This is a genomic window from Polynucleobacter sp. IMCC 30228 (assembly GCF_021395205.1).
GTDB lineage: Bacteria > Pseudomonadota > Gammaproteobacteria > Burkholderiales > Burkholderiaceae > Polynucleobacter.
The window spans coordinates 348,910-367,983 of the sequence record NZ_JAJVCS010000003.1 but is presented as its reverse complement, the minus strand read 5'-3'; the positions used below and the strand labels follow the sequence as shown (position 1 = coordinate 367,983).

Annotated in this window: 16 protein-coding genes and 1 tRNA gene; 8 read left to right on the top strand and 9 right to left on the bottom strand. The window is 46.3% G+C overall.

Annotated elements, in window-relative coordinates; genetic code table 11:
- Positions 1 to 2: 2 nt before the first annotated feature.
- Positions 3 to 1,694: a thiamine pyrophosphate-dependent enzyme gene (locus tag LZT21_RS07605; RefSeq protein WP_233990060.1), complete on the top strand. Its 1,692-nt coding sequence runs from the start codon at positions 3 to 5 to the stop codon at positions 1,692 to 1,694.
- Positions 1,695 to 1,709: 15 nt separating this feature from the next.
- On the opposite strand, the gene LZT21_RS07600 is transcribed toward LZT21_RS07605, so the two are convergent.
- The 4 genes from LZT21_RS07600 to LZT21_RS07585 form a co-directional block, all read right to left on the bottom strand.
- Positions 1,710 to 2,717: a tripartite tricarboxylate transporter substrate binding protein gene (locus tag LZT21_RS07600; RefSeq protein ID WP_233923411.1), complete on the bottom strand. Its 1,008-nt coding sequence runs from the start codon at positions 2,715 to 2,717 to the stop codon at positions 1,710 to 1,712.
- A gap of 242 nt (positions 2,718 to 2,959) precedes the next feature.
- Positions 2,960 to 3,034: transfer RNA gene (locus LZT21_RS07595), tRNA-Arg, on the bottom strand.
- A 50-nt stretch (positions 3,035 to 3,084) separates the two neighbouring features.
- A complete protein-coding gene (locus tag LZT21_RS07590; protein WP_233923412.1) occupies positions 3,085 to 3,249 on the bottom strand; it encodes a hypothetical protein in 165 nt (54 codons plus the stop codon).
- Positions 3,250 to 3,262: 13 nt separating this feature from the next.
- Entirely contained in the window at positions 3,263 to 4,513 is a 1,251-nt protein-coding gene (locus LZT21_RS07585) for an MFS transporter (protein ID WP_233937641.1), read from the bottom strand.
- A 193-nt stretch (positions 4,514 to 4,706) separates the two neighbouring features.
- On the opposite strand from LZT21_RS07585, the gene LZT21_RS07580 reads away from it, so the two are divergent.
- Complete coding sequence (locus LZT21_RS07580) at positions 4,707 to 6,695, top strand: DNA topoisomerase IV subunit B (RefSeq protein ID WP_233990058.1); 1,989 nt, start codon at positions 4,707 to 4,709, stop codon at positions 6,693 to 6,695.
- On the top strand, positions 6,695 to 9,112 hold the full coding sequence (gene parC / locus LZT21_RS07575) for a DNA topoisomerase IV subunit A (protein ID WP_233990056.1): 2,418 nt from the start codon (positions 6,695 to 6,697) through the stop codon (positions 9,110 to 9,112). Before LZT21_RS07580 ends, parC begins: the two co-directional genes overlap by 1 nt.
- Here the strand turns inward: parC and LZT21_RS07570 are convergent.
- The 4 genes from LZT21_RS07570 to LZT21_RS07555 are packed head-to-tail and all read right to left on the bottom strand — an operon-like array spanning position 9,098 to position 12,599.
- Complete coding sequence (locus LZT21_RS07570) at positions 9,098 to 10,072, bottom strand: XdhC family protein (RefSeq protein WP_233923416.1); 975 nt, start codon at positions 10,070 to 10,072, stop codon at positions 9,098 to 9,100. The genes parC and LZT21_RS07570 overlap by 15 nt on opposite strands.
- Positions 10,065 to 10,529 carry a RidA family protein gene (locus LZT21_RS07565; protein ID WP_233937639.1) on the bottom strand — a complete coding sequence of 155 codons (465 nt, stop codon included), beginning with the start codon at positions 10,527 to 10,529 and terminating at the stop codon, positions 10,065 to 10,067. The genes LZT21_RS07570 and LZT21_RS07565 overlap by 8 nt, the downstream gene beginning before the upstream one ends.
- A 23-nt stretch (positions 10,530 to 10,552) precedes the next feature.
- On the bottom strand, positions 10,553 to 11,728 hold the full coding sequence (locus tag LZT21_RS07560) for a VWA domain-containing protein (protein ID WP_233923418.1): 1,176 nt from the start codon (positions 11,726 to 11,728) through the stop codon (positions 10,553 to 10,555).
- Between the two features lies 1 nt (position 11,729).
- Complete coding sequence (locus LZT21_RS07555) at positions 11,730 to 12,599, bottom strand: MoxR family ATPase (protein ID WP_233990054.1); 870 nt, start codon at positions 12,597 to 12,599, stop codon at positions 11,730 to 11,732.
- A gap of 136 nt (positions 12,600 to 12,735) precedes the next feature.
- Between LZT21_RS07555 and LZT21_RS07550 the strand changes: the two genes are divergently transcribed.
- Entirely contained in the window at positions 12,736 to 13,140 is a 405-nt protein-coding gene (locus LZT21_RS07550; protein WP_233923420.1) for a cytochrome c, read from the top strand.
- Positions 13,141 to 13,161: 21 nt separating this feature from the next.
- Entirely contained in the window at positions 13,162 to 13,503 is a 342-nt protein-coding gene (locus LZT21_RS07545; protein WP_233923421.1) for a cytochrome c, read from the top strand.
- Positions 13,504 to 13,542: 39 nt separating this feature from the next.
- On the opposite strand, the gene LZT21_RS07540 is transcribed toward LZT21_RS07545, so the two are convergent.
- Positions 13,543 to 14,169, bottom strand: coding sequence for a GntR family transcriptional regulator (locus LZT21_RS07540; RefSeq protein WP_370634807.1), 627 nt, complete (start codon positions 14,167 to 14,169; stop codon positions 13,543 to 13,545).
- A gap of 171 nt (positions 14,170 to 14,340) precedes the next feature.
- On the opposite strand from LZT21_RS07540, the gene scpA reads away from it, so the two are divergent.
- Genes scpA through LZT21_RS07525 form a run of 3 tightly spaced genes read left to right on the top strand, consistent with a single transcriptional unit; the run spans position 14,341 to position 19,068 of the window.
- On the top strand, positions 14,341 to 16,476 hold the full coding sequence (scpA, locus tag LZT21_RS07535) for a methylmalonyl-CoA mutase (protein WP_233923720.1): 2,136 nt from the start codon (positions 14,341 to 14,343) through the stop codon (positions 16,474 to 16,476).
- Positions 16,477 to 16,482: 6 nt separating this feature from the next.
- The gene (meaB, locus tag LZT21_RS07530; RefSeq protein ID WP_233923423.1) at positions 16,483 to 17,514 is read left to right on the top strand and encodes a methylmalonyl Co-A mutase-associated GTPase MeaB; all 1,032 of its coding nucleotides are present in this window, start codon (positions 16,483 to 16,485) and stop codon (positions 17,512 to 17,514) included.
- Positions 17,515 to 17,535: 21 nt separating this feature from the next.
- Entirely contained in the window at positions 17,536 to 19,068 is a 1,533-nt protein-coding gene (locus LZT21_RS07525; protein WP_233923424.1) for an acyl-CoA carboxylase subunit beta, read from the top strand.
- Positions 19,069 to 19,074 lie beyond the last annotated feature (6 nt).

The window sequence follows — 19,074 nt, the reverse complement described above, 5'->3', positions numbered from 1 at the left end:
TAATGAATTTATCTTCCCCCAGTAACAATCAAACTGACTTACCTCAAGTTGGCTTACCCCATGGCGGCCAAATTTTAGCCAACGCACTCATTCGCCAAGGGGTTGAGATGGCTTTTGGCGTTCCGGGTGAAAGCTTTTTACCCCTGCTCGATGGTTTAGTTGATCATGACGCACGGTTTCGATTTATTACCTGTAGGCATGAAGGTGGCGCTGCTTATATGGCTGAAGCCTACGCTAAGCTAACCGGTAAACCTGGCGTAGTGATGGTTACCCGTGGCCCAGGCGCGAGTAATGCCATGGTTGGGGTACATACGGCGTATCAAGATTCCACCCCGATGGTTTTGCTAATTGGTCAAGTGGGTACAAATATGGTGGAACGCGAAGCGTTTCAAGAAATGGATTACCGCCGGCTTTATTCAGAGTGCGCTAAATGGGTGGGCAGCATTGATCGGGTAGACCGGATTGAAGAGTTTGTTTCACATGCTTTTCATGTTGCCCAGGCGGGTCGCAAAGGACCTGTAGTGCTAGCTTTACCAGAGGATATGCTATTTGCTATTGGGCAAGAATCCCCCGTAAAACCAGCGCACATTGTGCAGCCAGGTTTAAATCAAACCGATTTTCAGCAAGCCATGCAAGCCTTTAGCAAGGCTAAGCACCCTCTAGTCTTAATTGGTGGCGGCGGCTGGGATGCCTCGGCGTGCAATGATATTGCTGCTTGGGCCGAACGCGAGGGAGTACCCGTTGCCACTAGTTTTCGCTCGCAAGATCACATTGATAATTTACGACCCTGTTTTGCTGGTGACCTTGGTATTGGTGCCAACCCAGAATTAGTTAAGCGCGTCAAAGCCGCCGATGTGTTACTGGTCATTGGCGAGCGTTTAAGTGAAATGACTACCGCTGGCTATCAAATTATTTCGCCTCCTACCCCACAGGCTACCTTAATTCACGTCTTGGCTGGAGCAGAAGAGTTGGGTCGCGTGTATCGCCCTGAATTTGCTGTCAATGCAAGCCCTGCTGCTTTTTGTGCAGCCCTAGATGCAGTGCGGATGCCGCGGGATTACGATCAAACTCAAATGGTAGCTGCCCATGCTGAATATGTGAGATTTTCTGCCCCCGTAACCGTGCAAGGAGACTTGCAGTTAGCTGAAATTGTGGCTTCTTTTGCCCAACTTATTCCGCGTAATGCAGTGTTATGTAATGGCGCTGGTAACTTTGCTACTTGGTTGCATCGATTTTATCCGTACGGCCCATTTCGCACGCAACTTGCGCCAGCCAATGGCTCAATGGGTTATGGTTTGCCTGCTGCTATTACGGCCAAAATTTTGGATCCGCAGCGGGTTGCCATTGCATTTTGTGGCGATGGCGATTTTATGATGACCTGTCAAGAGTTGGCTACTGCGATGCGCTACGCTGCATATCCGATTGTGATTATTGTGAATAACGGCATTTTGGGCACCATTCGTATGCACCAAGAGCGCGAATTTAAGAACCGTGTTCTAGGCACTGGCTTAACAAATCCTAACTTTATTAAGCTAGCTGAAAGCTTTGGAATGCCGGGATATCGGGTAAGCAAAACCGCTGAGTTTGCCGCCGCCTTTACGGCCGCCTTAAAAAGTAAAACAGGCGCAATCATTGAATTAATTCTTGATCCTGAAATAATTAGCCCAAGTAAATTATTATCAAAATTAAGTTAACAACTGACAGCTTACTTAGTCAACTTTAGCGCCTGAATCTTTTACAACCTTCGTCCACTTAGCAATTTCATTCTTAATGAAGGTAGCAAATTGTGCGGGCGTATTGCCTACTGGCTCTGCACCCATGGCTAAATATTTTTCACGCACTGCTGGACTGTTAATAGCTTTCATCAAAGTGGTGCTAGTTTGCTTCAAAATTTCTGGGGGCAAATTGGCTGGCCCAACAATACCAAACCAAGAGGTCGCTTCATAACCCGGTAATTTTGCGGCTTCTGCAATGGTGGGTAAATCGGGGAAGGCGGGCGAGCGTTTTGCACTAGTTACTGCCAAAGCTTTGAGTCGACCCGCTTTAATATAACTAATTGCCGAGGGCAGGTTATCAAACATTATGTCGACATTACCCGCCATTAAATCAGTTATTGCGGGTGGGCTGCCGCGGTAAGGTAAATGCACCATATATGTTTTGGTCATCGACTTAAATAATTCCCCAGCCATATGAATCGATGTGCCATTACCACTTGAGGCCATGTTCACTTTGCCTGGATTGGCACGCGCATAGGCGATTAAATCATTCACGCTATTAATATTGTGGCGTTTAGCAAAATCAAGATTAAGGATGAGTACATTGGGTAGTTCGGCTACCAAGCTGATTGGCGTGAAGTCTTTAATGGGGTCAAAGGGTAGTTTGCCGCCGCCTTGCGTATATAAGGGAAGATTAATACCATGCGTACCTACCGAAGCCATGAGCCAGGTATAACCATCGGGCAGTGCTTTGGCTACCGCATCGGCACCAATATTGCCACCTGCTCCTGGCTTGTTATCAATAATCACATTCCATTTGTCACTAACAAGTAGTTCGAGTTGCAGGGGTCGGGCAATATTATCAGTCGCTCCGCCAGCAGGAAACGGCACCACTAAGCGAATGGCTTTATTGGGAAAGGTACTTTGCGCAAACGCAAGCGGCGTAAAAGCACTGCAGACGAGTGCAGCAATAAGCAAGCCGTAGCGAAGTTGTAGCAACATGAAGTTTCTCCAATTATGTATTTATCGACTATTTCAGTACAGTCTAGATCACAATGTAAACGATTCTGCAAGGGCTAGTAAAAATATATTTTTTCTAATCAGCAATTCACAATTTTGGTGCTCAATTTCTACTTAGAAAATACCTGTGCTTAATTTTTTAGCAAACAAGATCAATCTTTACAAATTGAGGACTTACATGCGCTTTTATAAAGTTATCCACAAAAGCTGTGGATAACTTAGGGTGGTCCCATCGCCAGGAGTCGAACCTGGATCTACCGCTTAGGAGGCGGTTGCACTATCCATTGTGCTACGGCGGGCAGAATTACCGTTGCAAGCTCTTTACTTTTTTGGTAATCGTGCACAACGATTACCAACCACAAAATGCCCAGACCTGATTGGTCATATTGACCATGACTGTGGGCGCGTAATACGCAGCAAAACTAAGACCAAGTGCGATTGTAATGAAGGCATAAGCCAAGAGGGTAAGCCATAGTTTGCGGCTTTTATCCGCAATAAAAAGGGTGCGTTTCATCTTTGCATTGTACTTATGCCAAGGCTGAACGCGCAATGGCTTGTTCACGAATGGGCAGGTTAACGAGGCCAGCAAAGATTCCTAAGACAATTGCTATGAACCAAACAATTTGATAGGAACCAGTTTTATCAAATAAATACCCCCCGAAAAATGCGCCACAAAAACTCCCTAATTGATGCGAGAAAAAGACTAAGCCAGACAGGGTAGTTAAATATTTGACACCAAATATTTGCGCCACGATGCCATTCGTCAAGGGTACGGTAGAGAGCCATAAGACCCCCATAAAAGCAGCAAAAATGTAGGTCGTCATGGGGGTAATGGGCAGTAGAATAAAAGCCGCAATTACCACGGAGCGAGTGAGGTAGATGCCGCTAAGTAAAAATTTCTTGGGAATGGTTTGCGCAATTACACCGGAATAGTAAGTGCCGACCACATTAAATAGACCAATGAGCGCAAGCGCGGTAGTTGCAACCATTGGGCTGCCCACGGCAGGATAAAGTGTAGACATGTCTTTAAGATAAGGCGCCAAGTGCACCGCAATAAATACCACTTGAAAACCACAAACAAAATAACCTAGGGTCAGTAGGCGAAAGCTAGGGTTGCCAAAGGCTTCATGCAATGCTTGCTTTAATGTTTGCTCACCTAACTTCTGGTTGTGACTAAAATTTTTCTCTCGCAGCATGAAGGCTGCCGGCAACATTAAAGTGGCCATGAGGGCCAAAATGAGCAAGGCATCTTGGGCGCCAAAGCCACTAATTAAGCCCTGTTCAATTGGAATCATTAAAAACTGTCCGAACGATCCTGCCGCTGCGGCAATTCCCATAGCCCAAACGCGTTTCTCAGCAGAGACATTGCGTCCGAGTACGCCAAACACAATGCTATAAGTCGTAGCGGTTTGCGCCAGACCAATCAGCAAACCTCCAGCCAGCGTAAAGTTCAGCACTTCGGTTGATAGAGCCATTCCCACCAAACCAAGCGCATACAGTAGTGCCCCTCCAACCATGATTTTGAAGGCGCCAAACCGATCGGCAATAGCCCCTGTAATCGGTTGAATAGCACCCCAAGCTAAATTTTGCAAAGCAATAGTGAGGGCAAAGGTTTCACGATCCCAGCCATTCGCGCTGGTAATCGGTAAATTAAATAAACCAAAGCCATGGCGAATACCCATTGAGAGAGTGACTAAGAGGCCGCCAAAAATCAATACCTGTTTTAGAGGGAGGTGATTTTTTGGTGGTTGATAGTTAGCTTGGGAAGGATTAACCATGCCCTAGATTACCCCCATAGGAGCTTGCCTACATAAATTACTCAATGTGCTCATGACCCAATTTTGTCACGGATCGCAAATTCGACCCAAAACCCCTGTGGTACTGGTTTAGATCCCTGGGGCTTATCAGGGTTTTAGTGCGCAGAAAGCAAATTTACGACTTCCTACCCAGATATGACTACAATTTCTGCGCATGGCTACACGTAAACCCGCTCAATACAGCGAATCTTCAATTCAGGTCCTCAAGGGTCTTGAGCCTGTGCGGCAACGCCCGGGTATGTATACCCGCACTGATAACCCGCTTCACGTCATTCAAGAGGTGCTTGATAACGCTGCTGATGAGGCCTTAGGGGGCTTTGGGAAGCAAATTATGGTGACTTTGCATACCGATAGCAGCGTGAGCATTGAAGATGATGGGCGGGGTATTCCAATTGGGATTCATCCAACCGAAAAATTACCTGTTGTCGAAATTGTGTTTACCCAATTGCATGCAGGTGGTAAGTTTGAAAAAGGTTCGGGCGGCGCTTATGCCTTTTCAGGAGGATTGCATGGGGTTGGTGTTTCAGTCACCAACGCTTTGTCTAAGCGCCTTGAAGTTACGGTGTGGCGCGACCAGCAAGTTTCTAGCCTAGCTTTTGCCAATGGCAATGTCATTGAAAAACTGAAAACCAAAGCGAGCAGTAAAGCCGATAAAAATCATGGTACTTGTGTACGCGTTTGGCCTGATGCCAAATATTTTGATAGCGGCCTTATTCCAATGGTCGATTTGACTCGCTTACTGCGTTCAAAAGCAGTACTTTTACCCGGTGTCAAAGTCACCTTAATTCAAGAAAAATCGGGCGAAAGCCAAACTTGGCAATATACCCAAGGCTTACGTGGATATTTAAATGAAGCGATGGCGCAGGGTGGCCATAGCGCTGAAGTGATTCCGCCATTTGAAGGTGAGCAATACTCTACGGGGGAAGGAGCTGACGATAATTTTGCCGAGGGTGAAGGCGCCGCTTGGATTGTGGCGTGGACTGAAGATGGCCCACCTATTCGAGAAAGTTATGTTAATTTAATTCCTACACCAGCTGGTGGTACGCATGAAAGTGGTTTGCGCGAAGGTCTCTTTAATGCAGTAAAAGGCTTTATTGAAATGCATTCTTTGCAGCCGAAGGGCGTGAAGCTCATGCCCGAAGACGTCTTTGCTCGAGCCTCTTTTATTTTGTCAGCCAAAGTATTAGACCCCCAGTTTCAAGGACAAATTAAAGAGCGCTTAAATTCGCGTGATGCAGTTCGTTTAGTTTCCGTTTATGCTAAATCGGCCTTGGAGTTATGGCTAAACCAGCACGTTGATTATGGTCGCACCTTGGCAGAACTGGTTATTAAGCAAGCTCAAGCGCGGACTCGTGCTGGTCAGAAAGTTGAAAAGAAAAAGTCCTCGGGCGTGGCAATTTTGCCCGGCAAGTTAACCGATTGTGAAAGTGAAGATACAGCCCTCAATGAAATCTTTTTAGTTGAGGGCGACTCTGCTGGCGGCTCGGCCAAAATGGGTCGTAATAAAGAATATCAAGCCATCTTACCTTTACGCGGCAAAGTACTTAACACTTGGGAAGCTGAGCGTGATCGATTATTTGCTAACAATGAAATTCATGATATTGCCGTAGCAATAGGGGTCGACCCGCATGGCGCGAATGATGAACCCGATTTATCAAACTTACGCTATGGCAAGATTTGTATCTTGTCGGATGCCGATGTAGACGGTGCGCACATTCAAGTGCTATTACTTACTTTATTTTATAAACACTTTCCCCGTTTAATTGACTTAGGCCATATTTATATTGCCCGTCCCCCTTTATTTCGGGTTGATGCACCGGCACGAGGTAAAAAGCCAGCACAAAAAATGTATGCACTAGATGGCAGTGAGCTAATTGCCATTGAGGATAAGTTACGTAAAGATGGCGTACGTGAAGCAGCTTGGCAAATATCCCGTTTTAAGGGTTTAGGAGAAATGAGTGCTGAGCAATTATGGGATACCACCTTAAACCCAGATACTCGCCGTTTATTACCGGTGCTGTTGGGTGAGCTGAGTGAATTAGATACGTTTAAGACGATGGATATGTTGATGGGTAAAGCAGAATCAGGTGCGCGTCGGGATTGGTTAGAGGAACGCGGTAATGAAGTCGAGGCAGATATTTAATGGCAAGTAAAAAACCTCAGAAGAAAGCACCGAGCAAAAAAAGGCAGGCCGATTTATTTGATGAGATTGAGGTCTTGACTAGCCCTCAAGGACTACGAACCAAAGCTAGTGGGGGCGGGAGTAAATTAGGCGACGAAGGTGAAGATCATTTAACGCTGGCGGTATACGCTGAACAGGCTTATTTAGATTACGCCATTAGTGTTGTCAAAGGCAGAGCTTTGCCTGAAGTAGCCGATGGCCAGAAGCCCGTGCAACGGCGAATTTTATTTTCAATGAGCGAAATGGGCTTACGGGCAGATGCAAAACCGGTAAAAAGCGCACGTGTTGTAGGTGATGTCTTAGGTAAGTTTCATCCGCATGGCGATCAGTCGGCTTACGATGCGCTAGTGCGTTTAGCACAAAGTTTTTCTTTGCGTTATCCCCTAATTGATGGACAAGGTAATTTTGGCTCACGTGATGGAGATGGTGCAGCAGCGATGCGTTATACCGAAGCTCGCCTGACTAAAATTGCGAATCTCTTATTGAGTGAAATTGATGAAGGGACGGTCGATTTTGCGCTGAACTACGATGGCTCGTTTGAAGAGCCAAAAATGCTGCCAGCACGTCTACCTTTTGTGTTGCTTAACGGCGCATCGGGAATTGCTGTGGGCATGGCAACGGAAATTCCTGCACATAATTTACGCGAAGTGGCAAGTGCTGCAATTGCTCTAATGAAGTCACCTAAATTAACCACCGCTAATTTATTGACTTACCTGCCGGGCCCCGATTTTCCTGGTGGCGGCCAAATTATTTCACCGGCGGCTGAAATTGCGCAAATTTATGAAAGTGGGCGGGGCAGTTTAAAAGTGCGTGCTCGCTGGTCTATAGAAGAATTGGCCCGCGGTCAATGGCAAATTGTGGTGAACGAGTTGCCCCCCGCCACGTCAAGCCAACGGGTCTTGCAGGAAATTGAAGAGCTTACTAATCCGAAAGTGAAGATTGGTAAAAAAGCTTTAAGTACAGATCAAATCAATTCGCGCCAAACCATATTGAGTATGTTAGACGGTGTGCGTGATGAATCGAGTAAAGATGCCGCAGTGCGTTTGGTCTTTGAACCAAAAAGTAAAAATATTGACGTGCATGAATTCGCTAATTTATTACTGTCGCACACCTCTTTAGAGTCGAATGCGCCGATTAATTTGGTAATGATTGGTAACGATGGACGTCCTCGCCAAAAGGGCTTGCGCGATATTTTACAAGAATGGCTAGAGTTTCGGGTGCAAACCGTTACTCGTCGTACTGCTCACCGGCTTGGCAAAGTAAAAGATCGGATGCATATTTTAGAAGGACGTCGCACTGTTCTTCTGAATATTGATCAAGTGATTAAAATTATTCGTAAAAGCGATGAGCCCAAAGCTGATTTAATAAAAGCCTTTAAATTAAGCGATCGTCAAGCGGAAGATATTCTTGACATTCGTTTGCGTCAATTAGCGCGTCTTGAGGGTATCAAGATTGAACAAGAATTGAAAGAATTAAAAACTGAACGTGATGATTTGCAAGGCTTATTACAAAGTGATGCTACCTTGCGTAAATGCATTATTAAAGAAATTGAAGCCGATACCAAAGAGTTTGGCGATGCGCGGCGGACCTTAATTCAAGAAGATAAGCGCGCAGTAGCTGAAACCAAAGTACTCGATGAGCCAGTTACCGTCATCGTCTCGCAAAAAGGCTGGGTGCGAGTGCGCCAAGGACAAGAGCATGACGATCAGCAATTTTCATTTAAGGCTGGCGATGCTTTGTATGCTACATATGAATGCAGCACCTTAGATGTGATCCAAGGTTTTGGTAGCGATGGGCGGGTGTATACCATTCCGGTTAGCGAGTTACCCGGCGCCCGTGGCGACGGTGCACCGTTAACAAGCTTTGTTAATTTAGCTCCAGGCTCGCAGATGGTGGCTTATTACGCTGGACAGGCTGACGATTTAGTTTTAATAGCCACCCGCGCTGGTAATGGGTTTTTAGCCAATGTAGCCGATATGAGTACCCGCAATAAAGCCGGTAAAGCCTTTATTGGAGTCGATACCAAGCATCCGGGTGGTGACGCGCCTTTATCTGCAGTGAAAGTGTCTGAGGGCATGCGTCAAGTAGCTTGCTTATCAGCAAGTGCACGTTTATTAGTCTTCCCTTTAGATGAATTAAAGCGCTTGCCTGCTGGCGGTAAAGGCGTGATTCTCATGGGTCTGGATGATGGCGAGAACTTAAGCGCAGCAATTGCAGTTGGCGTTGGCGGGGCAAACTATTCGGGCATTGGTCGCGGCGGTAAACCGACTGAGCGGAGTTTAGATAGTAAAACCTTGAAGTCGTTTGCGGGCAATCGCGCGCGCAAAGGTCACTATGTAGATCCGCGCTTAAAAGAAGGGCGCTTAAAGGCGCTTTAGAGGCACAGCTACTCCGCGTTGTACTGCAATAATTTCCGCCATGATTGCAATGGCTATTTCTGGTGGGGTTAATGCGCCAATGGCAAGCCCAACCGGGCCAAATAGGCGGTCTACCTGTGCTTGGGTTAAATCGAATTCACGCAAACGCGCCTTGCGTTTTTGATTATTAGTATGACTACCTAAAGCGCCTACATAAAATGCTGGCGACTTGAGTGCTTCAATGAGGGCCATATCATCGAGCTTTGGATCATGAGTAAGCGCCACCACAGCAGTATGGGGATCAACGGCAAGCGTTAATAATGCATCGTCAGGCATATCTTGAATAAATTGCAGATTATCTTTGCCAAGGCTTGCTTCTAATCCAGCTGCATATTCTTCACGTGGATCAATCATGATTACTTCGAAATCACTCGCAATTGCAAAGTCGGCTAAATAGAGTGATAGCTGTGCTGCGCCGATTAGAATCATGCGCCAGCGCGGGCCATATGAAGTTTGCATATGGTCTGCGGCAAAGGTAAATAGATCATTACGCGCACCGGTTTCTAAAATAGATTCACCCGTTTGCACATTTACAATGCGTCGGACTATTTGTTGATTAGAAATTAATTTTAATAAATTTTCTAGAATAGATAATTGCGGACGCGGCTCAACCAATAAACGAAGGGTGCCACCACAAGGTAGCCCAAAGCGAGCTGCCTCTGCTTGACTGACCCCATAGATGACGAGTTCAGGAGTACTCCGAGTCAGTATTTCAGTTTGCACGCGCCGCATTAAATCATCTTCAATGCAGCCGCCTGATACCGATCCGGCAACTTGCCCATCGGCACGCATCACTAACCAAGAACCTACCGGCCGGGGCGAAGATCCCCAGGTTTGCACGACCGTAGCAATGGCGATGCGCTCGCCCGCCTGCAGCCAAGCAACTGCGGTTTTTAGTACACTTAAATCAGTACTATTCAATTTCTGCGATCAATTCAATTTCTACGCAAGCGCCTAAGGGAATTTGCGCTACCCCAAAGGCGCTTCGTGCATGCTGGCCAGCAGCGCCAAAAACTTCAAACAGCAATTCTGAGCAACCATTAATGACTAAATGCTGGTCGGTGTAGGTATCGCTCGAGTTCACTAGGCCCATTACTTTCACAATGCGCTTGACCCGATCAAGCGAGCCCACTTGTGCTTTCAGAGTAGCCATTAGATCGATTGCAATGGCTCGGGCGGCAGCTTTTCCGGTAGCTGTATCCATATCCTTACCTAGCTTACCCACCCAAGGCTTGCCATCGTGTTTAGCAATATGACCCGAAAGAAAAACCAATTCACCGGTTTGTACTGCCATGACATAAGCAGCTGCTGGCGCACCAACTGCTGGTAATTGAATGCCTAGGGTTTGTAAGCGATTATCAATTAAAGCACTAGACATAATTTGACCTTTAAATTTATATATTATTTTGACAGTTGGCGCATCGCGCTTTCTAAGCCCGCTAATGTTACTGGATACATTTTTCCTTGCAGTAGATTTTGGACCATTTCAATCGACTGACGATATTGCCAAACGGCTTCTGGCTCTGGGTTAAGCCAAGCGTAATGTGGAAAATGATTAAGCAAACGCTTTAGCCAAGCGGCCCCCGATTCGCGGTTATCAAACTCGACTGAACCTCCAGGGGAAAGTATTTCGTACGGTGACATCGTGGCATCACCCACAAAAATGAGCTTGTAATCAGCCGAGTAAGTATTAATAATATCCTGAGTAGCGGATATTTGATCGCGCCGGCGGCGGTTACTTTGCCATAAGCGCTCGTAAACGCAATTATGAAAATAATAATGTTCCAAATGTTTAAATTCACTTTTGGCAGCCGAAAATAATTCAGCCACTCGCGCTACATGATCATCCATTGAGCCGCCGACATCCATGAGTAATAACACTTTAACTTGGTTATGTCGCTCTGGGCGCATTTGAATATCGAGCATGCCCGCATTAGCAGCGGTCGAGTGAATGGTTTTATCTAAATCAAATTCGAGCGCTGAACCAGTTCGAGCGAAGCGCCTTAAGCGGCGTAAGGCGATCTTAATATTGCGCGAGCTGAGGGCTAAATTACTGTCATAGTCTTTAAATTCACGCGCTTCCCAGACTTTAATGGCGGTGCGATTGCCAGCACTTTCACCCCCGAGGCGAATGCCTTCTGGATGATAACCAGCATTTCCAAAGGGCGATGACCCGCCTGTACCGAGCCATTTTTTTCCACCTTCGTGGCGACCCTTTTGCTCTTGCATGAGTTCGGCTAAGCGTTTTTTTAAAGCCTCGGGCCCACCTAATTTTTGCAAGGCGGCTTTTTCTTCAGCAGTTAATACCCGTTGCAATTGTTTTTCAAGCCAAGCGAGCGGAATTTCAGGTTGTAAGGTGATGATATTTTCGATGCCTTGAAAATAGGCCCCGAAGACCTGATCAAAGCGATCGAAATATTGCTCATCTTTGACTAAGGTCAGACGGGCAAGTTGATAAAATGCATCGATCGAAGGGGTGATAACGCCTTGCTTGAGCGCTTCAAGCAAAGTAAGAAATTCCAGTATTGAGACTGGTATTTTGGCCTTTTTTAATTGGCTGAAAAAATCAATGAGCACGTTAGCGGTGGTTCCGATTCATGAGCACTAAACGCTCAAATAGCTGTAAGTCTTGTTCATTTTTGAGTAAGGCGCCATGCAAGGGGGGGATTAATACGTTTTCCTCGCTTTGATAAAGTGCTGCCGGCGAAACGCCATCAGCTAAAAGTAGTTTTAACCAATCGATTAATTCTGAAGTTGATGGCTTTTTCTTCAGCCCCGGCAAAGACCGAATTTGATAAAACGATTGCAGGGCAGCAGCTAATAAATCGGCTTGTAAGTTTGGGTGATGGACCGCAACAATGCTGCGCATCGTGGCCGCATCGGGAAAGGCAATGTAATGAAAGAAACAACGGCGTAAAAATGCATCAGGCAATTCTTTTTCATTATTTGAGGTAATAATAACCAAAGGACGATGTTTAGCCCGAATGAGTTCACGGGTTTCGTAAACATAAAACTCCATCCGGTCAATTTCTCGCAGGAGATCGTTGGGAAACTCGATATCGGCCTTATCAATTTCATCGATTAATAACACCGTCGGTTCCTCGGCTTCAAAAGCTTGCCAGAGCACCCCTTTAATAATGTAATTGCGAATGTCATTTACTTTGGCATCACCTAGTTGTGAGTCGCGTAAGCGACTTACTGCGTCGTATTCATAGAGGCCTTGCTGGGCTTTAGTAGTAGATTTAATATGCCACTGTAAGAGCGGCATTTTTAAAGCGGAGGCTACCTCTTCGGCCAACATCGTTTTGCCAGTGCCTGGCTCCCCCTTAATTAATAAAGGGCGCTGTAAGGTAAGGGCTGCATTCACCGCGAGCTTGAGGTCGGCTGTAGCGATATAAGTGCTTGAGCCGGTAAAGGTGCTGGGAGAGAGGGGTGGGGTTTGCTTCATCTAAATTCGCTTAAATAAGGAGAGGGTCTAGCCATTTTGCCTAGGAATGACATAGGGAGCAAGGGGGGAGAGTGGGGCAGTGGACGTCTAGTCCGCTATAATCTGAGCAACTTAAAACCGCTTAGTATATTTTTTCATGAATAAATTATCTGCCGCCAAGCCTAACTCTGCCAATCGACTTTACCCCTTAGTGCTTTTGTTAGGCGGGGTTTGCTTTGCCTTCTCGAGCTTTAGTGTGAGGGCGCAAGCCCAAGACCTTAAAGGCTCTGCTGAAGCTGGTAAAGCCAAGGTATGGTTGTGTACAGGCTGCCATTCCATTCCTGACTACCGTGCGGATTACCCCTTGGTCTATCACGTGCCTAAAATAGGGGGGCAAAATTCAGCCTATATTTCCAGCGCTTTACTTGCCTACAAAAAAGGCGAGCGTAAACACCCCACGATGCGCGCTATTTCTACTAGCCTATCGGATCAAGATATGGCTGATATTGGCGAATACTATGCCGCGCAAAGTAGTAGTTCCCCGATTAATTCGATGAAGTGATTTTGATTTAAAGGTTTGTTTATGAAATTTATAGTTATCAGCCTTCTTTTTCTTGCCAGCATGGGCGTAGCCTCGGCAGCGGATATTGAGAGCGGGAAAAAATTAGTTGCTGAACGTAACTGTGCCGCCTGTCATGGCCCCGATTTTTACACCTCGATTGCACCGACTTATCCTCGTCTGGCTGGGCAGCATGAAGATTATCTGTACTACGCTTTACGCTCGTATCAAGTTGAGACGAATGCGAACTTCGGACGTAAAAATGCCATCATGGGTTCTCAGGCCAAAGGCTTGACCGAGCCACAAATGCGCAATATCGCCGCTTATTTGGCCTCTTTACCTGGTCCATTACTCGTAAAAAAATAATTGATTTAGGCCTTAATAAACTGGGGCGGCAAAAACTAATTAGCGGCTAGCTACTAGGCCTTGTGCTAAATGCGCGCGCATAGCTTTGGCTGCTAGTTCGCCATCACGTTGCAAAATAGCTTTGAGGATGTTGCGATGCTCGAGTAATGAATTTTGGAGGCGCCCGGTTTGATCTAAGGAATTGCGACGTTGTAGCTTCAGTACCTTGCGTAAATCGGCGATGACCCCCGTCATCCATGGATTAGCGGTAATTTCGAGTAAAAGCTCATGAAATTGCACGTTTATTGCAAAGAATTGCTCTAAATCGCGGTCGGCAGCAGCCTTTTCCAGCTTTAAATGCAGATCATCTAAGCGATTGAGGTCGCTTTCGCTGGCCTTGAGGGCTGCTGTTTTAGCGGCTTCCCCTTCTAAAAGCGAGAGCACCGTAAAGATTTGCGCTAAATCGGTTTGATTTACTTCGGTAACGTACGCCCCCCGCCGTAACTTCATGGTAATTAAACCCTCAGCAGCCAGCACTTTAATGGCTTCCCGCATGGGGGTGCGGCTAATTCCATACTCTTCCGCGAGGCTTTGTTCGTCTAGCCAGCTACCCGGGGCAAAGTCGTGAGCAAAGATTTGGGTTCTAAGTCGTTCTGCGACTTCTTCATATAATGGCCGTGAATTCATTTTTGTATTCATAATTATGTATACAATAGCTAGACAGGAGGACATTTGTCAAGCACAATTACACCATTAGTTGCTTTAATCAGTAAAAAGGCTAAATAGGAGCCATTAATGAGTAAAGATCGTAAATCTGGGCGTAAATCGCCGCAAACTACCGCTAGCGCTTGGCCTGGCATGGCTAAGCCCAGCCTAGAGGAATGGCGTAAATTAGCTGAAAAATCGGCACCAGCGGGCCAAGTTGATCAACTGGGCTGGCAAACCCCTGATGGCATTCACCTGAAGGCCTTATATACCGAGGCCGATGTCCGCGACCTCCCGTTTAAAGATTCATTGCCAGGTTTTGAGCCCTTTATACGTGGGCCACAAGCTACGATGTACTCGGTGCGACCATGGACAATTCGCCAATACGCAGGTTTTTCTACGGCGGAAGATTCCAACGCCTTTTATCGCAAGGCGCTTGCTGCAGGTGGTCAGGGTATTTCAGTGGCATTTGATTTAGCCACCCATCGTGGCTATGACTCCGATCATCCCCGCGTTACCGGTGATGTAGGTAAAGCCGGAGTGGCAATCGATTCAGTTGAAGATATGAAAATTTTATTTGACGGAATTCCCCTCGATACAGTTTCTGTGTCGATGACGATGAATGGCGCAGTGCTACCTATTTTGGCGGGCTACATTGTTGCTGGTGAAGAGCAAGGCGTGAGTCAGGCAGAGTTATCTGGCACGATTCAAAACGATATTTTAAAAGAGTTCATGGTGCGTAATACGTATATATATCCGCCTGAACCATCGATGCGCATTATTGGTGACATTATTGAGTACACCACTTTGCACATGCCGAAATTTAATTCGATTTCTATTTCGGGTTATCACATGCAGGAGGCAGGCGCCAATCAAGTTCTGGAGTTGGCCTTTACTTTGGCAGATGGTAAAGAGTATGTTAAAACGGCGCTGGCCAAAGGGCTTGATATTGATGGCTTTGCGGGGCGCCTGTCATTCTTTTTTGCGATTGGCATGAACTTTTATTTAGAAGTTGCTAAGTTAAGGGCAGCGCGCTTATTGTGGTGGCGCATGATGAAAGAATTTAATCCTAAAAATCAGAAGTCATTAATGCTTCGCACCCATTGCCAAACTTCAGGTTGGTCCTTAACCGAGCAAGATCCTTATAACAATGTAGTGCGCACTACGGTTGAGGCTATGGCTGCTGTCTTTGGTGGCACCCAATCGTTGCATACCAATTCTTTTGATGAAGCCATTGCTTTACCATCTGCTACCTCAAGCCGTATTGCTCGAAATACGCAATTAATTTTGCAAGAAGAAACGCATATAAGTAGCGTAATCGATCCTTGGGCTGGATCCTATTTAATGGAAAGCTTGACTCAAGAAATGGCTGATAAGGCCTGGGAAATTATTCTTGAAGTGGATGCCCTCGGTGGCATGACTAAAGCGGTTGAGAGCGGTTGGGCAAAACTGAAAATTGAAGCGGCTGCTGCTGAGAAACAAGCCAAAATAGATTCTGGCGCCGATGTTATTGTGGGCGTAAATAAATATCAATTACCTGAAGAGGACTTAGTTGATGTTTTGATTATTGATAACGATAAGGTGCGCAATAACCAACTTGAGCGCTTAAAAAGCGTAAAAGCTAAACGCGATAATACGCAGGTTGTCTTAGCGTTGGCTGCGTTAACAAAGGCGGCAGAAGAAAATTCAGGTAATTTATTAGCTTTAGCAGTTGCTGCGGTACGCTTACGCGCGACTGTTGGTGAAGTTTCTGATGCTTTAGAACAAGTTTACGGGCGCCATCGCGCCGATACGCAAAAGGTGACCGGAGTGTATGCAGCTGCTTATGATTCAGCCGAGGGCTGGGAAAAACTAAAAGTCGAAATTAATCAATTTGCTAAAGACGTGGGGCGTCGCCCGCGCGTGATGATTGCCAAACTGGGACAAGATGGCCATGATCGTGGCGCCAAAGTAGTTGCTACGGCCTTTGCTGATTTGGGCTTTGATGTTGATATTGGCCCTTTATTTCAGACGCCAGAAGAATGCGCCCGGCAAGCGATCGAGAATGATGTGCATGCCTTAGGCATTTCAACTTTAGCGGCAGGCCATAAAACTTTGGTGCCTGCCATTATTGAGGAATTAAAAAGACTTGGTGGTAGCGACATCATTGTGTTTGTAGGTGGGGTCATTCCGAAGCAAGATTATGAATTTTTGTATGAAGCCGGCGTGAAGGGCATATATGGGCCAGGCACGCCAATACCGGCATCAGCCAAAGACATACTTGAGCAAATTCGGCAGAGCTTAACTTAAGACACCATGTCTGCCAATTCTTCGCTGCTGGCTGCCGATCAAGCTTTAGTCGACGCTATTATTGCGCCGCCAAGTGCTGCGCAGCGTCGGGCTCTGGCCAAAACGATTACTTTATTGGAATCGACACGTGCTGATCATCGAGCGCGGGCTGATGGCATTTTAAATACCTTGTTACCGCACACGGGTCGGTCATTTCGCTTGGGTATTTCAGGTGTTCCTGGGGTAGGTAAATCAACTTTAATTGAAATCTTGGGCTTATATTTAATTGCGCGTGGTCACCGCGTAGCTGTCTTGGCAATTGATCCTTCATCGAGCTTGTCAGGTGGGTCGATCTTGGGTGATAAAACCCGCATGGAAAAATTATCGGTGCATGAGCAGGCTTTTATCCGCCCCAGCCCTTCGTCTGGCACGCTCGGTGGTGTAGCCGAAAAAACCCGCGAAGCCCTTTTGGTTGCAGAAGCTGCTGGCCATGATGTGGTCATTGTTGAAACCGTTGGAGTAGGTCAAAGCGAAATTGCTGTGGCTGGGATGACCGATTTATTTTTATTATTGCAATTACCGAATGCTGGTGACGATTTGCAAGCGATTAAAAAAGGCGTGATGGAATTGGCTGATTTAATCGTGATTAACAAGGCTGATATCGATCCTGATGCAGCCCAGCGTGCGCAGGCTTTCATTACGAGTTCTTTACGTTTATTAGGGTTTCAAGGAAACCCCGACCATGCGACCCATGCGAAAGATTCTTGGCATCCATTAGTGATGACGATGAGTGCTCTACATAGCCAAGGGGTGCCAGAGTTATGGGCGCATATTCAGCATTTTCAGCAGTTACAAACTGCTAATGGAAAGTTACAAGCTAGACGGCAGGCACAAGCTGGGGCCTGGATGTGGGAACGGATTGATGCGGGCCTCAAGGCCAGCTTCCGTGAGCATGTCGCAGTACAAGCTGCATTACCAGAAATGGTTGCGGCGGTTAATCAAGGCACCATGGCAGCCTCGGTAGCAGCGCGACGCTTACTGGAATTGTTAGCAAAATAACCCTTTATTAAGGAATTTTTTATGCAAGAAATTATTGAACAACTCGCTGCTAAGCGCGAACTCGCGCGTTTAGGCGGGGGTCAAAAACGCATTCAAGCGCAACACGCCAAAGGCAAACTAACAGCGCGCGAACGAATTGAGCTATTACTTGATGCCGGCAGTTTTGAAGAGTGGGATATGTTTGTTGAACATCGCTGCCACGATTTTGGAATGGGTGAGCAAACCGTGCCTGGCGATGGTGTGGTGACGGGCTACGGCATGATTAATGGGCGTTTGGTATTTGTGTTTTCGCAAGACTTTACAGTGCTTGGCGGCTCTTTATCTGAGGCACATGCCGAAAAAATTTGCAAAATTATGGACCAAGCGCTAAAAGTCGGCGCACCTGTTATTGGCTTAAATGATTCTGGTGGAGCCCGAATACAAGAGGGTGTGGCCTCTTTAGGAGGCTATGCAGAAATTTTTCAACGTAATGTCACCGCTTCCGGCGTCATTCCCCAGATTTCGCTCATTATGGGGCCCTGCGCAGGCGGTGCGGTTTACTCACCAGCTTTAACCGATTTTATTTTTATGGTGAAAGATAGCTCGTACATGTTTGTTACGGGCCCTGAAGTAGTGAAGACCGTTACGCATGAAGATGTGAGCGCTGAAGAATTAGGGGGGGCTTTAACTCATTCAACAGTTTCGGGTGTTTGTGATTTAGCCTTTGAAAATGATGTCGAAGCCATCATGATGTTGCGGCGATTTTTTAATTATTTACCTCTCTCCAACCGTGAAAAACCACCTATTGTGCGCTCGGCCAAACGCAATGAAGAGCCCGACTATTCACTCGATACCCTAGTGCCAGCGAATCCAAACCAACCTTACGATATGCACGAATTAATTCGAAAAATTGCTGATGATGGCGAGTTTTTTGAATTGCAACCCGATTTTGCAAAAAATATCATCATTGGCTTTGGGCGGATGGAAGGCCAAACGATTGGTATTGTGGCTAACCAACCCTTAGTTTTAGCAGGCTGTTTAGATATTAAATCATCCATCAAGGCAGCACGGTTTGTACGCTTTTGTGATGCTTTTAATATCTCCATTGTGACCTTAGTAGATGTGCCTGGTTTTATGCCGGGTACTGCTCAAGAGTATGGCGGCATTATTAAGCATGGCGCTAAATTACTATATGCCTATGCCGATTGCACAGTACCAAAGGTTACCTTAATTACCCGTAAAGCATATGGTGGCGCTTACGACGTCATGGCTTCAAAACATTTGCGCGGTGACGTGAACTTCGCTTGGCCTTCAGCAGAAATTGCAGTAATGGGCCCCAAAGGTGCGGTAGAAATTATTTTTCGCGAAGAAAAGGGCGATGTTAATAAAATCAATGCGCGTGAAGCCGAATACAAAGCTAAATTTGCTAATCCATTTGTTGCAGGACGGCGTGGCTATATTGATGACGTCATTTTGCCTCACGAAAGTCGCAAGCGAATTGCACGTTCGCTGATGATGTTAAAAAATAAAGAATTACTGAATCCGCAGCGTAAGCACGGCAATATTCCGCTGTAAGCCTAA